General features: G+C 63.2%; 12 protein-coding genes. 2 read left to right on the top strand and 10 right to left on the bottom strand.

The annotated features are described in order from the left end of the window. Nucleotides 1-47: 47 nt before the first annotated feature. Nucleotides 48-1,223, bottom strand: coding sequence for a cysteine desulfurase family protein (locus tag ACIGJE_RS15960; protein WP_483677921.1), 1,176 nt, complete (start codon nucleotides 1,221-1,223; stop codon nucleotides 48-50). A gap of 392 nt (nucleotides 1,224-1,615) precedes the next feature. Here ACIGJE_RS15960 and ACIGJE_RS15955 point away from each other — a divergent pair, with 392 nt between their 5' ends. Both ACIGJE_RS15955 and ACIGJE_RS15950 read left to right on the top strand, forming a co-directional pair. Next, nucleotides 1,616-2,275, top strand: a complete 660-nt coding sequence (locus ACIGJE_RS15955) for an alpha/beta hydrolase (protein ID WP_105862965.1) — start codon at nucleotides 1,616-1,618, stop codon at nucleotides 2,273-2,275. 75 nt (nucleotides 2,276-2,350) lie between these two features. Beyond that, a complete protein-coding gene (locus tag ACIGJE_RS15950) occupies nucleotides 2,351-2,833 on the top strand; it encodes a GNAT family N-acetyltransferase (protein ID WP_311938212.1) in 483 nt (160 codons plus the stop codon). A gap of 150 nt (nucleotides 2,834-2,983) precedes the next feature. Here the strand turns inward: ACIGJE_RS15950 and ilvD are convergent, their stop codons facing one another. The 9 genes from ilvD to ACIGJE_RS15905 form a co-directional block, all read right to left on the bottom strand. Further along, the gene (ilvD, locus tag ACIGJE_RS15945; RefSeq protein ID WP_311938210.1) at nucleotides 2,984-4,825 is read right to left on the bottom strand and encodes a dihydroxy-acid dehydratase; all 1,842 of its coding nucleotides are present in this window, start codon (nucleotides 4,823-4,825) and stop codon (nucleotides 2,984-2,986) included. A gap of 173 nt (nucleotides 4,826-4,998) precedes the next feature. Then, on the bottom strand, nucleotides 4,999-6,186 hold the full coding sequence (locus tag ACIGJE_RS15940; protein ID WP_415087374.1) for a patatin-like phospholipase family protein: 1,188 nt from the start codon (nucleotides 6,184-6,186) through the stop codon (nucleotides 4,999-5,001). Nucleotides 6,187-6,220: 34 nt separating this feature from the next. Further along, the gene (locus ACIGJE_RS15935; RefSeq protein ID WP_311938206.1) at nucleotides 6,221-7,891 is read right to left on the bottom strand and encodes a ribonuclease J; all 1,671 of its coding nucleotides are present in this window, start codon (nucleotides 7,889-7,891) and stop codon (nucleotides 6,221-6,223) included. A 183-nt stretch (nucleotides 7,892-8,074) separates the two neighbouring features. Then, on the bottom strand, nucleotides 8,075-8,830 hold the full coding sequence (locus ACIGJE_RS15930; protein WP_311938204.1) for a biotin--[acetyl-CoA-carboxylase] ligase: 756 nt from the start codon (nucleotides 8,828-8,830) through the stop codon (nucleotides 8,075-8,077). A gap of 28 nt (nucleotides 8,831-8,858) precedes the next feature. Then, nucleotides 8,859-10,289: an NADH-quinone oxidoreductase subunit NuoN gene (gene nuoN / locus ACIGJE_RS15925; RefSeq protein WP_311938202.1), complete on the bottom strand. Its 1,431-nt coding sequence runs from the start codon at nucleotides 10,287-10,289 to the stop codon at nucleotides 8,859-8,861. Between the two features lie 14 nt (nucleotides 10,290-10,303). Next, the gene (locus tag ACIGJE_RS15920) at nucleotides 10,304-11,803 is read right to left on the bottom strand and encodes an NADH-quinone oxidoreductase subunit M (RefSeq protein ID WP_311938201.1); all 1,500 of its coding nucleotides are present in this window, start codon (nucleotides 11,801-11,803) and stop codon (nucleotides 10,304-10,306) included. Then, entirely contained in the window at nucleotides 11,803-13,932 is a 2,130-nt protein-coding gene (gene nuoL, locus ACIGJE_RS15915) for an NADH-quinone oxidoreductase subunit L (protein ID WP_483677917.1), read from the bottom strand. The genes ACIGJE_RS15920 and nuoL overlap by 1 nt, the downstream gene beginning before the upstream one ends. A 4-nt stretch (nucleotides 13,933-13,936) precedes the next feature. Beyond that, nucleotides 13,937-14,245, bottom strand: coding sequence for an NADH-quinone oxidoreductase subunit NuoK (gene nuoK / locus ACIGJE_RS15910; RefSeq protein ID WP_068282543.1), 309 nt, complete (start codon nucleotides 14,243-14,245; stop codon nucleotides 13,937-13,939). Between the two features lie 3 nt (nucleotides 14,246-14,248). Continuing rightward, nucleotides 14,249-14,857 (bottom strand): NADH-quinone oxidoreductase subunit J, encoded by a 609-nt coding sequence (locus tag ACIGJE_RS15905; RefSeq protein WP_068282540.1) that lies wholly within the window; start codon nucleotides 14,855-14,857, stop codon nucleotides 14,249-14,251. Nucleotides 14,858-14,862: the final 5 nt, after the last annotated feature.

The raw sequence follows: 14,862 nt of genomic DNA, 5'->3' as shown, positions 1-14,862 counted from the left end.
TCCTGGTGCCACCCGAAAGCAGCAAATTTTACAGATCGGACAGGGATTTATGCTGCCCGATGCCTTCTGTCATGTAAGTTCTTGCGCAGCCTTTTCCAGGCCGCGACGAAAAACTCGATCTCTTGGACTGTGGTTTCCCGTCCCAGCGATACGCGCAAGGCGCTACCGGCCAGCGCCGGCGCCACGCCCATCGCTGTCAGCACATGGCTGACCTTCACCTTGCCCGACGAGCAGGCAGATCCCGAGGAGACGGAAATACCCTCAAGATCCAGCGCAATCAATGTCGTTTCCGCCGCCATCCCCGGTTCGGCGAAATTCAGCGTGTTGGGCAGGCGCCGGACGCCCTCGCCGAACAGCACAATGTCCGGCGACGCGTCCCGCAACGCCGCCTCCAGCTTCGAACGCAAGGCAAGGCTCTCCTGCCCGTAAGCCGCGAGCTCCCGCGCGGCGGCGCGTGCTGCCGCGCCAAAGCCGGCCAGAGCCGGTACGTTCTCGGTACCGGCCCGCAATCCCTTCTCCTGGCCGCCGCCGCGGATGAGAGCATTGGGCTGATGCAGGCTATCGCTGGCCAATACCAACGCGCCGGCGCCAAGCGGTCCGCCAAGCTTGTGGCTCGAAATCGTTAGAAGATCGGCCCCGATTTCGTTGATCAAACAGGAGATTTTTCCTGCCGCCTGTGCGGCGTCGCAATGAAACAGGCTGCCGGCCTCACGCACACGAGCGGCAATCTCGGCCACCGGCTGCACCACTCCGGTCTCGTTGTTGGCCAGCATCACCGACACGAGGCCCGTCTCTCCGCGTTCGTGCCAAGCGCTCAGCCGCCCCTCGAGTGCCTTGAGGTCGAGCACCCCATTCCCATCCACCGGCAACAGGTCGAGTTCCGTGCCCTGCGGACGCACGCCATTCAATACGCTGGCATGCTCCACGCTGGACACAGCCATGCGCCGGAGGGGCGGCTTGCCGGGGCGTTGCCAGTCAAGATTGAGGGCGAGATTGTTGGCTTCCGTAGCGGAGGCGCAGAAAACCACGTTCTTGGCGAGCGCGCCGACGAGATTGGCGACATCATGGCGCGCCGCCTCCACCAGCTTGCGCACCACACGGCCATCCGCATGCACCGAAGATGGCGCACCACACAGATCCAGCGCGGACAGCATGGCGGCGCGAGCCTCCTGCCGCAACGGCGTGGTTGCATTGTGGTCCAGATAGGTGCGCGACCTGGTCAAACCTCAAAAATCCATTGTTCTGCCGCTCTACCGATGCGGAAAAGCTTGCAAAACGCCCTGCTCTTCGTGTTAAGAAGCGCTACCCGAACGCGGGCTGGGTGCAATGCGTCCTCATCGGCGCATGGATCAGAGCGCATCGCATCCGAGCGGTGAGCTTCTTTAGAATGGTTCTAAGCCATTAGAATTATTCTAAAGTCATACTCCTGCCTCCCTCAGCCGTCAAGGCCAGTCATCGGAGCCGGAGCGCGCGTCCCAAGCGGGAATTCGCGGTCCGCCCTAAGGAGGGCCCGGATATCCTGCAAGGTTTCGAAGTTCTCGCGGAACTCGGCTGATCGGGAACCGTTCGGATCAACCGAGCACTGCTCTGGCACACGAAAAAGGCAACTCAATATATGCCCGAAGTTACGTTCACCGGCCCGGCAGGCCGCATCGAAGGCCGCTTCCAGCCGTCCAAGCAGCGTGGGGCCCCCATTGCGATTGTCCTGCATCCGCATCCGCAATTCGGCGGGACGATGAACAACAAGATCGTCTACGATCTGTTCTATGCCTTCGTGCAGCGCGGTTTTTCGGCCTTGCGCTTCAATTTCCGCGGCGTCGGCCGCAGCCAGGGCTCCTTCGACCACGGCGCCGGTGAGCTCTCCGATGCCGCCTCGGCGCTCGACTGGGTCCAGGCGGTGACGCCCGACGCCAAGTCCTGCTGGATCGCCGGCGTCTCGTTCGGGGCCTGGATCGGCATGCAGCTCCTGATGCGCCGCCCGGAGATCGAGGGTTTCATCTCGGTTGCCCCACCCGCCAATCGCTTCGACTTCTCCTTCCTCGCCCCCTGCCCGTCCTCCGGCCTGATCGTCCACGGCGATGCCGATCGCGTCGCACCGCTCAAGGACGTCGAGACACTGGTGTCGAAGTTGAAGACGCAGAAGGGTATCGTCATCGAGCAATCGGTCATTGCCGGTGCCAACCACTTCTTCGACAACAAGACGGACGAACTGATCGCGTCCTGTTCGTCCTATCTCGACAAGCGCCTCGGCCTGAACGATATCGACGCGGCCTGAGTTACTGTTGAAATCACGGTTTCAGGCTACACAGTCAGCCCGCCCTCAAGGCGGGCTTTTTGTTGGAGCACGATAATGTCCCTGACCATCCGCCGCGCCGAACCGGCCGATACCGCAACCGTGTTGGATTTGATCCGAGGCCTGGCGCTCTACGAGAAGCTGGAGCAGGAGGCGGTTGCCACCGAAGCCGACATCCGGGCCAGCCTGTTCGCCACCAATCCGCGCGTCTTCTGTGAGATCGCGGAATGGCAGGGCGAGACGGCCGGCTTTGCGTTGTGGTTCTACAGCTACTCGACCTTCCTCGGCCGCCACGGCATCTATCTGGAGGATCTGTTCGTCCGGGACGCCTATCGCGGCCACGGCATCGGCCAGGCCCTGCTGGGCCATCTTGCCAAGCGCTGTGTCACGGAAAAGCTGGGACGCCTCGAATGGTCCGTGCTCGACTGGAACGAACCTGCCATCGGCTTCTACCAGAGACAGGGGGCCGTGCTGCGCAAGGAATGGATCGGCTGCCGCCTGACCGGCGAGGCGCTGGAGAAGCTGGCTAGAGGCGGTTGAGGGTTTCCTGGGACCGCCGGCTTCCAGCCGGCTCTTGGAAGCACTGCCCCCGCCGATGAGGAAGAGCCGGCTGGAAGCCGGCGAGCCCAGGAAGAACGTGCCGGTCCCACTCCATCTCTCGATGGAGTTGAGAAGACCGGCACGCCGGGCTCAATCGAAATCCGGAACCTGGCGCACGGCACCCTTGGCGGCGCTGGTGGCCATGGCGGCATAGGCGCGCAGGGCCGTGGTGACCTTGCGCTTGCGCGGCGCGGCCGGGCGCCAGGGCGCGGCTCCCTTGACGGAGCGACGGCGCTCAAGCTCGGCTTCCGGCACGGCCAGCACGATGGTGCGGTTGGGAATGTCGATCTCGATGCGATCGCCGGGCTCGACCAGGCCGATGGTGCCGCCCTCTTCCGCTTCCGGCGAGGCGTGGCCGATCGACAGGCCCGAAGTGCCGCCGGAGAAGCGGCCATCGGTGATCAGGGCGCAGGCCTTGCCCAGTCCCTTCGACTTCAGATAGCTGGTCGGATACAGCATTTCCTGCATGCCCGGCCCGCCGCGCGGTCCTTCGTAGCGGATGACGACGACGTCGCCGGCCTTGACCTTACCGTTGAGGATGCCGTCCACGGCCGCATCCTGGCTCTCGAACACCACGGCCGGGCCGGCGAATTTCAGGATGGACTCGTCGACGCCGGCCGTCTTCACGATACAGCCGTCGAGCGCCAGATTGCCCTTCAGCACGGCGAGGCCGCCATCCTTGGAATAGGCATGCTCAGCCGAGCGTATCACGCCCTTCTCGCGGTCGAGATCGACATCGTCCCAGCGCCGGTCCTGGCTGAAGGCGACCTGGGTCGGCACGCCGCCCGGCGCGGCCTTGAAGAACTCGCGCACGCTCTCGCTCTTGGTACGCACGACGTCCCACCGATCGAGGGCTTCCGCCATGCTGGCCGAATGCACGGTCGGCAGGTCGCGATTGATCAGGCCGGCGCGGTCGAGCTCGCCGAGAATGCCCATGATGCCGCCGGCGCGATGGACGTCCTCCATATGGACGTGGCTGACGGCCGGGGCGACCTTGCAGAGCACCGGCACATGGCGGGACAGCCGGTCGATATCGTCCATGGTGAAGGCGATCTCGCCCTCATGGGCGGCAGCCAGGATATGCAGCACCGTATTGGTCGAGCCGCCCATGGCGATATCGAGCGTCATGGCATTCTCGAAAGCCCCGAAACTGGCGATCTTGCGCGGCAGCACGCTCTCATCGTTCTGCTCGTAATAGCGGCGCGCCAGATCGACGACGAGATGGCCGGCCTCGACGAAGAGGCGCTTGCGGTCGGCATGGGTGGCGAGCGTCGAGCCATTGCCCGGCAGCGACAGGCCGAGGGCCTCGGTGAGGCAGTTCATCGAGTTGGCGGTGAACATGCCCGAGCAGGAGCCGCAGGTCGGGCAAGCCGAGCGCTCGATCACCTTGACGTCTTCGTCCGAGACCTTGTCGTCGGCGGCCGCGACCATGGCGTCGACGAGATCGAGCGCCTTCTTCTGGCCGCCGAGGACGACCTTGCCGGCCTCCATCGGCCCGCCGGACACGAACACCGTGGGAATGTTGAGGCGCAGCGAGGCCATCAGCATGCCGGGGGTGATCTTGTCGCAGTTCGAAATGCAAACCATCGCATCGGCGCAATGGGCGTTGACCATATATTCCACGCTGTCGGCGATGAGTTCGCGCGAAGGCAGCGAATAGAGCATGCCGTCATGGCCCATGGCGATGCCGTCATCCACCGCGATGGTGTTGAACTCCTTGGCGACGCCGCCGGCCTGTTCGATCTCGCGGGCCACCAGCTGTCCCAAATCCTTGAGATGGACATGGCCGGGCACGAACTGGGTGAAGGAGTTGACGACAGCGATGATCGGCTTGCCGAAATCCCCGTCCTTCATGCCGGTGGCGCGCCAGAGGCCACGGGCACCGGCCATGTTGCGGCCATGGGTGGTGGTACGGGAACGATAGGCAGGCATCGGCGTCTCTGTGCGTTCGTTAAATCAGGCGGGAAAGCGATCGTATATGAGCCGCCAAGCCGACAATGGCAAGCATGTTTCCGCCTGAGACGGCAGGCGTCTCGCCTGCATCTTCCTTTCCGGCAAATTCGATGTTTCCAAGGGCAGACGAGACGCCCGCGATCCCAGGGGCGCTAGCTTCCGCCGAAATCGTAGCTGGCGAAGGCCTCCACATTGCGGGGCTTGCGAAAGATCTCCGGATGGCCGAGGGCATGGCGGGCATCCTCGTAGCCTGAAGCCCAATGCTCCTCCATCATCAGGCGGGAGAAATCATAATCCTTGCTGGCCCCTTCATATTTGCGGGCCCTGTAGATCAGCTGCACGATATTACAGGCCTTGCGCTCGACTGCCTTGCTGAGCAGTTCGACATCGTCCTCCAGGCCGAAATCCGCCGGCAATTCCGCCAGGATGCGCTTGAGTGCGCCACGAAGGCGCTGGCGTTCACGAGCGCGGGTGGTCGCCGCCCGCGTGCGGCTGGAATATTGGATCTCCTTCTGCCGGACCTCGACCTCGGCCATGTCCTTGGGGATGTCGCCGCGGGCATTCCACAGATCGACCTGGAAGGCGATCGTATCGAGATCCTGCTGCTCCAGGATCCATTGCAGGGGCGTGTTCGAGACCAGGCCGCCATCCCAATAGAATTGCCCGTCGATCTCGATCGGCGGGAAACCGGGCGGCAGAGCGCCACTTGCCATGATATGTTCCGGCGTGATGCGCGCCGTGCCGTTGCCATTGTCGAAATAAGCGAAATTGCCGCTGGCGATATTGACCGCTCCAACCGCAAAGCGGGTCTCGCCGCTGTTGAGCCGATCGAAATCGACCAGCTGCAGCAGAGTCTGCTTGAGGGGTGCGGTATCATAGAAACTGGTGGCGCCGATGGAACCGGCCGGCATGAAATAGGGCGGCGGAAAGCGCGGCTCGAAAAATTTCGGCGCTCCTTTCAGCAGAACCTGACCGGCCAGGACCTGGTTCACCAGCTTGTGCTGGCGGTCGCCCTCCCGGGCGAACAGGCGGACCCATTCGAGAGCCGGTTCGAAGGGCGGGTCGCTCACCATCTCCCAGAAGCGCCGAAGCTTGGCGACACGTTCGCCGGGGGCATTGCCGGCGATCAGAGCCGCGTTGATGGCACCGATGGAAATACCGGCGATCCAGTTGGGCTGGACGCCTCCCTCTTCAAGCGCCTGATAGGCACCGGCCTGATAGGCACCGAGCGCGCCCCCGCCCTGCAACAGCAGGGCGATGCGCTGAAAACCGTTACGCTCTTCCTCGGCATCGACGGATTTACGGCGGGTGCGGGTGCTGGCTCGATCTGCAACTGTCATGGCGCGATTCCATCCTGCAAACCCAGGCCGGCTATCAGACCACCAGCACGATCACATGACAAACAGGCTTCTTGCCCCACACTGCGTTCACAGCCGAGCGCACGGCGCGCTCCACCGCCAGTTCGACCGCGTCGGGATCGCGTCGCTTGGGCTTGGGCAGACTGTCGATCACCAGCAGGGCGGCATCGGCGATGACGTCGTCCATCAGGCGACCATCACCGACACGCACTGGCAGGCCGGAGAATTTCACATCCGGCTCGTTGACGATCTCGCCCTTCTCGGACAGAGCGAGCGCAACCGAGACAGCACCGGACCAGGACAGGCGCCGACGTTGGGGGATAGTCTCCTCGGATGCGTTGATCAGCACGTCACCATCGAGGCAGATACGCCCGGTCGGCGCCTCGTCCACCACCTTGGTATCACCTTCGCGCAACGCGATGATCTGGCCGTCACCGGCCGCGACGACTTCAGGCACGCCGAGCGAACGGGCGAGTTCGGCATGTTCGGCCAAGTGCCAGGCTTCGCCATGCACGGGAATGGCGATCTTCGGCCGCGTCCAGTGATACATGTCGGTGAGTTCGCCGCGCCGCGGATGGCCGGAGACATGCACGAGCTGGTTGCGATCGGTGACGATCTCCGCCCCCTGCCGCACCAGGCCGTTGATGATGTTGCCGACGGCCTTCTCATTGCCCGGAATGGTGCGCGAGGAGAAGATCACCGTATCGCCCTTGGCCAGCGTGACCTCAGGGTGCTCGCCCCGGGCGATGCGCGCCAGCGCAGCGCGGGGCTCGCCCTGGCTGCCGGTGAGCACGGCGACCACCTTCTCCCGCGGCAGGAAGCCGTAGCTTTCCGGGCTCAGGAAATCGGGAATGCCGTCGAGCAGGCCGCATTCGCGTGCGACCTGGCAAACCCGCTCCATGGCCCGGCCGACGATCACCACGCTGCGGTCGTTCGCCATGGCGGCTTCGGCGATCGAACGAATGCGCCCGACATTGGAAGCGAAGGTGGTGACGGCCACCCTGCCCTTCCTCGCGCCGATGATCTCCGCCAGATTCTTGGCGACGTCGCGCTCGGAGGGAGAACGCCCGTCGCGGATTGCATTGGTGGAATCGCAGACCAGGGCCAGCACGCCTTCATCCCCCAATGCCTTGAGCCGTGCGGCATCGGTCGTGGGCGGGATCACCGGCGTCTCGTCGATCTTCCAGTCACCGGTGTGGACGACCATGCCCGCAGGGGTGCGGATCGCCAGCGCATTCGACTCTGGAATGGAATGGGCGACATTGATCAATTCGATGTCGAACGGCCCCAGCGTGAATCGCGCCTGGGAGGGGATGATGCGCAGATCGATCTTGGGCGCATCGGGATCGTGCAGGCGCTTGGCCTCCAGCAGGGCCGCGGTGAACTTGGTGGCATAGACCGGCACCTGCAGTTTCGGCCAAAGATGGATGAGTGCGCCGAAATGGTCCTCATGCGCATGGGTGATCACGATGCCCGTCAAATTCTTGCGCTGCGCCTCGATGAAGCGGGTATCGGGCATGACGAGGTCGACGCCCGGCAGGTTGTCGTCGGCAAACGACACGCCGCAATCGACCATCAGCCATTGACGCTTATTCGCCGGGCCATAGCCGTAAAGCGCCATGTTCATGCCGATCTCGCCAATGCCGCCGAGGGCGCAGAAGACGAGGTCGGAGGTATCGCGTGCCATGTTTGGTTCCTTACGGGCGCGTTGGCCCCATTATTCGCATCAGGCTGCAACGAAGGCAGCCAAACTCTTCATGAATCGGATGAATTAAAGCGTTTTGCGATCCGGCGGAATCACCAAGAATCGCAAAGACGTGTCGTACGAAAGAGTTCGAGCAAAAGAGCGTTTCCCCCAAACGCGCTTTGCTCAAGGGACCAGGCCCGGAAAGAAGATCTCGCCCGCCGAAATTTCACGTCGCGCTCCGGCATCGTCGCGCAGGATCAGTACGCCTTCGGCGTCGAGAGCCTCGAACACGCCATCGATGTCGCCCGAGGGCAGGCGCACGACGATGCGGCGTCCGAGCCCGGCAGCGCGCTGCAGCCAGGCCTCGCGGATGGCGGCAAAGCCGGCACCGCGCTGCCATTGCTCCAGACGCCGGGCAAAGCCGTCCGTCAGCGCCACGAAAAAGCTCTCGACATTGATGGCGGCGTCGCTCGCCGCAAGATGCGTGGCCGGATAGGGCGTGCCTTCGGGATGGCTGGCGATGTTGACCCCGCAGCCTATCACCGCCGAAAAACCACCGCCGGCATGGGCGCCTTCGACCAGGATACCGGCGAGCTTGGCGCCGCCGATCAAGACGTCATTGGGCCATTTCAGGGCCAGCGCCGCGGCGGCACGCGGCGCGGTGGCGAGCACCGCATCGCTGAGCGCCAGGGCGGCAACGAAACAAAGATCGGCCGCCCGCCGCGGTTCGGCGGGATCGACCAGCAGCAGCGAGGCATAGAGATTGCCCTGCGGAGAGCTCCAGGGGCGGCCGCGCCGCCCCTTGCCGGAGACCTGCTCGCCGGCCGTCACCCACAGGCGGTCCTGTCCGCGCTGCAGGGCTTCGACATTGGTCGAACCAATCGAGTCGAAGTGTAGATGACGGAAGCCTGCCGCCTGTGCCTGAACTCCAAGTTTCATCGGCCGCGTTTCATTGCCCCTGCTTGCATCAGCCCGAGGGCAGGAGCGAGGCGGCCGCAGCCGCGGCCGGACCGGTCACCAGAGTCGGCCAGACAATGAAGAACACCGTCACGATGGTAGCGATGGCAAGCACCCCGGCGAGCGAAGCCGACATCGGCTCGAACTCCTCGGCGGGCTCGTCGAAGAACATCACCTTGATGATGCGCAGGTAATAGAAGGCCCCCACCACGCTGGAGAGCACGCCGAGGATTGCCAGCGGCCACAGGCCCTGATGCACGGCGGCGACGAACACATACCACTTGGCCCAGAAACCGGAGAGCGGAGGAATGCCCGCCAGCGAGAACATCAGCGCGGCGAGCGCATAGGCCATGATCGGCTGCTTGCTCGACAGGCCGGCGAGATCGCTGACACTCTCGACATAGGCGCCCCTGCGCTTCATCGACAGGATCACGGCAAAGGTGCCGATGGTCATGGCCAGATAGAGCGCCAGATAGATCAGCACGCCCTGCACGCCCTCCGAGGTCCCTGCAGCCAAGCCGACCAGGGCAAAGCCCATATGGCCGATGGACGAATAGGCCATCAGGCGCTTGATGTTGCTCTGGCCGATCGCCGCGAAGGAACCAAGGGCCATCGAGGCGATGGCGATGAACACCACGATCTGCTGCCACTGGGCAAGCGCTGCCGGGAAGGAGGTGATGATCACGCGGACCAGCAGCCCCATGGCGGCAATCTTCGGCGCACCGGCAAACAGGGTGGTCACCGGCGTGGGCGCGCCCTCATAGACGTCGGGCGTCCACATATGGAAGGGCACGGCCGAGATCTTGAAGGCCAGGCCGGCCAGCAGGAAGACAATGCCGAAGACGAGGCCGAGGCCGACATGCCCCTGCACCGCAGCAGCGATGCCGGTGAACGACACGGTGCCGGCGAAACCGTAGATCAGCGATGCGCCATAGAGCAGCATGCCCGAGGAGAGCGCGCCGAGGACGAAATATTTGAGGCCCGCCTCGGTGGACTTCAGGTCGTCGCGATGGATGGAAGCGATGACGTAGAGGGCCAGCGACTGCAATTCCAGCCCGATATAGAGGGCGATGAGGTCGTTGGCCGACAGCATCATCATCATGCCGGTGGTGGCCAGCAGGATCATCACCGGATATTCGAACTTCTCGATGCCGCGCGAGCGCAGGAAGTCGCTCGACATCACGATCGCCGTTCCAGAGCCGATCAGGACCAGGATCTTGGTGAAGCGGGCGAAGGCATCGACGCTGAAGGAACCGTTGAAGGCCTTGCCATCGGTGCTCATGGCCACCAGCACCGCGACCACGGCCAGCAACACCACCGAAAGGGTGGTGACCATGCCGTAGCCGCGCGGCGCCGAGAAGACACCGATCATCAGCAGAGCGATGGCGCCGAGGACCAGAACGATTTCCGGAAGCGCCGTTGCAATTTCAGAAGCAGACATGGCTCGCCTTCGGATCAGTTAAGCGCAACGCTGGCAGCTTTCGCCGCCTGGATGAGATGGGTGACGGCGGCTTCGCTCATGTTCAGGATCGGCTTGGGATAGACGCCGAAATAGATCGTGAGCAGCACCAGCGGGGCCAGGATGATGAACTCCCGGCCGGTGAGATCGGCGATACCGGCCAGGCTCGGCTTTTCCAACGCGCCGTAGACGACGCGGCGATAGAGCCAGAGCGCATAGGCCGCCGACAGGATCACGCCGAACGTGGCGAAGAAGGCCACCCAGGTGTTGGTCGAGAAGGCACCCACCAGCGTGAGGAACTCGCCGACGAAGCCGGACGTGCCGGGCAGGCCGACATTGGCCATGGTGAAGACCATCAGCGCCAGCGCATACCAGGGCATGCGGTTGACCAGGCCGCCATAAGCCGCGATCTCGCGGGTATGCATGCGGTCATAGACCACGCCGACGCACAGGAACAGCGCACCCGAGACGATGCCATGGGAGATCATCTGGAAGATCGCGCCCTGCACGCCCTGCTCGTTCATCGAGAACAGGCCCATGGTGACGAAGCCCATATGGGCGACCGACGAGTAGGCGATCAGCTTCTTGATGTCCTCCTGCATCAGCGCCACCAGCGAGGTGTAGACGATGGCGATGACCGAGAGCGTGAACACCAGCGGCGCGAAATATTCGGACGCCGCAGGGAACATCGGCAGCGAGAAGCGGATGAAGCCGTAGCCGCCCATCTTCAGCAGGATGCCGGCCAGGATGACCGAACCCGCCGTCGGCGCCTCGACATGGGCGTCGGGCAGCCAGGTGTGCACCGGCCACATCGGCATCTTCACGGCGAAGGACGCGAAGAAGGCCAGCCACAGATAGGTCTGCATCTGCACCGGGAACGGGTGCTTGAGCAGCACGGCGATGTCCGAAGAGCCGGCATTCCAATACATCGCCATGATGGCGATCAGCATCAGCACCGAGCCGAGCAGCGTGTAGAGGAAGAACTTGAAGCTGGCATAGATGCGCCGCTGTCCGCCCCAGATGCCGATGATCAGGAACATCGGGATCAGGCCGCCTTCGAAGAACAGGTAGAACAGCACGATGTCCTGCGCGCAGAACACGCCGATCATCAGCGTCTCCAGCACGAGGAAGGCGATCATGTATTCGCGCACGCGGTTCTGGATCGAGCGCCAGGAGGCGAGGATGCAGAACGGCATCAGGAAGGTGGTCAGGATGACGAAGGGCAGCGAAATGCCGTCGACGCCCATGCGATAGTTGATCGCCCCGCCCGTGGTGCCGCCGAGCCAGTTGGTGTTCTCCACGAACTGGAAGCTGGTGTTTGCCGGATCGAAGGCAAACAACGGGAAGAGCGAGACGACGAAGGTCGCGATGGTGGTCCACAGCGAGATGATGCGCGAATTGCGCTTCACGCTTTCGGAGTCACCCCGAAGCACGAGCATCAGCACCACGCCCACCAGGGGCAGGAAGGTCGTGACGGAAAGAACCGGCCAGGACATCAGTGCGTGCCTCCGAGCATGGACCAGGTGAACAAGGCCGCGATGCCGATCAGCATGGCGAAGGCATAGTGATAGAGATAGCCGGTCTGCAGCTTGACGACGCCGCGGGTGACGTCGACGACGCGGGCCGAGACACCATCCGGGCCAAGGCCGTCGATGACGGCGCCATCCCCCTTCTTCCACAGGAAGCGGCCGAGCCACTTGGCCGGGCGGACGAAGGCCCAGTCATACAGCTCGTCGAAATACCACTTGTTGAGCAGGAAGTTGTAGAGCAGCGGATTGCGGGCAGCGATGGCCGCCGGCACCGAAGGCTTGACGATGTACATGTAATAGGCCGTGGCCCAGCCGATGGCCATCATCGCGAAAGGTGCCAGATGAACGAGCCATGGAACATGCTCCATGCCCTCGAGGATCTTGGTCCCCTCGCCCAGTGACACGGCCTCGCGCCAGAAATGCTCCAGCCCTTCCTCGGTGGCGAAGGAATGGTGGAACACCATGCCCGCGATCACCGCGCCGACCGACAGCACTGCCAGCGGGATCATCATCGGCATCGGCGATTCATGCGCATGGTCATAGGTATGCGCATCGGCCCGGGTCTGCCCATGGAAGGTCATGTAGATCAGGCGCCAGGAGTAGAAGGAGGTCATCAGGGCCGCGATCACCGTCATGCAGAAGGCATAAAGCGGGATCAGGTGGCCGCCTTCGGCATAGGCAGCCCAGGCCGCCTCGATGATGCCGTCCTTGGAATTGAAGCCGGCGAAGCCGATCTGGGTGAAGGGAACGCCGAAGCCGGTGAGCGCCAAGGTGCCGATGATCATAGCCCAATAGGTCAGCGGGATCTTCGACTTCAGGCCGCCCATGTGCCGCATGTCCTGCTCATGATGCATGGCATGGATGACCGAGCCGGCACCGAGGAACAGCAGCGCCTTGAAAAAGGCGTGGGTGAACAGGTGGAACACGCCGACATTGTAGGCGCCGACGCCCAGCGCCACGAACATGTAGCCGAGCTGCGAACAGGTCGAGTAGGCGATGACACGCTTGATGTCGTTCTGGACTAGGCCAACCGTGGCGGCGAAGAAGGCCGTGGTGGCACCGATGAAGGTGACGAAGGCCAGCGCATTCGGGGCGTGCTGGAACAGCGGCGACAGGCGCGCCACCATCACGATGCCCGCCGTGACCATGGTAGCGGCATGGATGAGCGCGGAGACCGGCGTCGGGCCTTCCATCGCATCCGGCAGCCAGGTGTGCAGCAGGAACTGCGCAGACTTGCCCATGGCTCCTATGAACAGCAGCACGCAGGCCACCTCAAGCGCCGGCAGCGTATAACCGAGGAAGTGGATGCTGGTCTCGGCCTTGCTGGCGGCTTCCTTGAAGATGCCCTCGAAACCGACCTGACCGAAGATCACGAACACCGCGAAGATGCCGAGCTGGAAACCGAAATCGCCGACGCGGTTGACCACGAAGGCCTTGATCGCCGCCGCATTGGCCGAGGGCTTCTTGTACCAGAATCCGATCAGGAGATACGAGGCCAGGCCCACGCCTTCCCAGCCGAAGAACATCTGCACCAGATTGTCGGAGGTCACCAGCATCAGCATGGCGAAGGTGAACAGCGACAGATAGGCGAAGAATCGCGGCCGTGCAGGATCCTCTTCCATGTAGCCGACGGAATAGAGGTGGACGAGCGAAGACACGGTGGTGACCACCACCAGCATCACGGCCGTCAGCGTATCGACGCGCAGGGCCCAGTCGATCTGCAGCTTGCCGACATGGATCCAGTCGAGCACCGGAACCGAGGCGGTAGCGCCGTTGAAGCCGACATTGATGAAGGCAACCCAGGACAGCAGGCAGGACACGAACAGCAGGCCGGTCGTGACATATTCGGCAAAATGGATCTTGCCGGGCGAATGCGGGGATTCCTCGACGGCGTGATGATCGTCGTGACCATGGGAGTCATGGCCGTGATCGTCATGACCATGCGCGTCGTGCCCGTGGGCACCATGGCCATGGTCGCCGTGGCCATGCCCGGAGGTCTCGGCAGCATCGGCCGGCGCCAGGCGCCAGGTCAGCATGTTGGCGATGCCGGCAATCAGGAAGCCGAGGAGCGGCAGGAAGACAATTGCGTTATACACGCCCTCAGCCCTTCATCACGTTGATATCTTCGACGGCGATCGAACCGCGATTACGGTAGAACGCCACCAGAATGGCCAGACCGATCGCGGCCTCGGCGGCGGCGACCGTCAGGATCAGCAGGGTGAAGACCTGGCCCGTAATGTCGTGCAGCGCCGCGGAGAAGGCGACCATATTGATGTTCACCGCAAGCAGGATGAGTTCCACCGACATCAGGATGACGATGACGTTCTTGCGGTTGATGAAAATCCCGAGCACGCCGATGGTGAAGAGAACGGCGGCGACGGCGAGAAAATGGGAAAGATCGACGGCCATGTGTCAGATCCCCTGCCCTGGCTGAACTTTGATGACCTCGACCGACTGCGCCTTGGTGCGCGCCGACTGCAGGGCCGGATTCTGGCGCTTGACGCCTTCCTTGTGGCGCAGTGTCAGCACGATGGCGCCGATCATAGCCACCAGCAGCACCAGGCCGGCGCCCTGGAAGAAGAAGGCATATTGCGTGTAGAGCACGCGGCCGAGCGCCTCGGTGTTGGTGACGGAAGTATCGATCTGCGTCTGCGGGTTGACGACGATGCCGGGAGAGATCGCCCAGCCGACCACCACCATCAGCAGTTCGATCAGCACGATCAGGCCGACCAGGAAACCGATGGGCAGATATTGCAAGAAGCCCTGGCGCAGCTCGGTGAAATCGACGTCGAGCATCATCACCACGAAGAGGAAGAGCACGGCGACGGCGCCGACATAGACCACGATCAGGATCAACGCGAGGAACTCGGCCCCGGTGAGCATGAACAGGCCGGCCGCATTGACGAAGGCCAGGATCAGATAGAGCACCGAATGCACAGGGTTGCGCGACAGGATGACCATCAAGGCCGATGCCACGCAAACAAAGGCGAACAGGTAGAAGAAGGCTGTCGCCACATTCATGTTCA

The sequence above is a fragment of the Labrys sp. E2SS-1L genome (assembly GCF_057073705.1).
Note: the sequence above shows the minus strand (reverse complement) of the source record. Positions and strands in the feature narration are given on the sequence as shown.

Bases quoted from the DNA above. Each gene is read 5' to 3' on its own strand.
- ACIGJE_RS15955 (WP_105862965.1), top strand. From the start codon at position 1,616: ATGCCCGAAGTTACGTTCACCGGCCCGGCAGGCCGCATCGAAGGCCGC.
- ACIGJE_RS15950 (WP_311938212.1), top strand. From the start codon at position 2,351: ATGTCCCTGACCATCCGCCGCGCCGAACCGGCCGATACCGCAACCGTG.
- ilvD (WP_311938210.1), bottom strand. From the start codon at position 4,825: ATGCCTGCCTATCGTTCCCGTACCACCACCCATGGCCGCAACATGGCC.
- ACIGJE_RS15940 (WP_415087374.1), bottom strand. From the start codon at position 6,186: ATGACAGTTGCAGATCGAGCCAGCACCCGCACCCGCCGTAAATCCGTC.
- ACIGJE_RS15935 (WP_311938206.1), bottom strand. From the start codon at position 7,891: ATGGCACGCGATACCTCCGACCTCGTCTTCTGCGCCCTCGGCGGCATT.
- ACIGJE_RS15930 (WP_311938204.1), bottom strand. From the start codon at position 8,830: ATGAAACTTGGAGTTCAGGCACAGGCGGCAGGCTTCCGTCATCTACAC.
- nuoN (WP_311938202.1), bottom strand. From the start codon at position 10,289: ATGTCTGCTTCTGAAATTGCAACGGCGCTTCCGGAAATCGTTCTGGTC.
- ACIGJE_RS15920 (WP_311938201.1), bottom strand. From the start codon at position 11,803: ATGTCCTGGCCGGTTCTTTCCGTCACGACCTTCCTGCCCCTGGTGGGC.
- nuoK (WP_068282543.1), bottom strand. From the start codon at position 14,245: ATGGCCGTCGATCTTTCCCATTTTCTCGCCGTCGCCGCCGTTCTCTTC.
- ACIGJE_RS15905 (WP_068282540.1), bottom strand. From the start codon at position 14,857: ATGAATGTGGCGACAGCCTTCTTCTACCTGTTCGCCTTTGTTTGCGTG.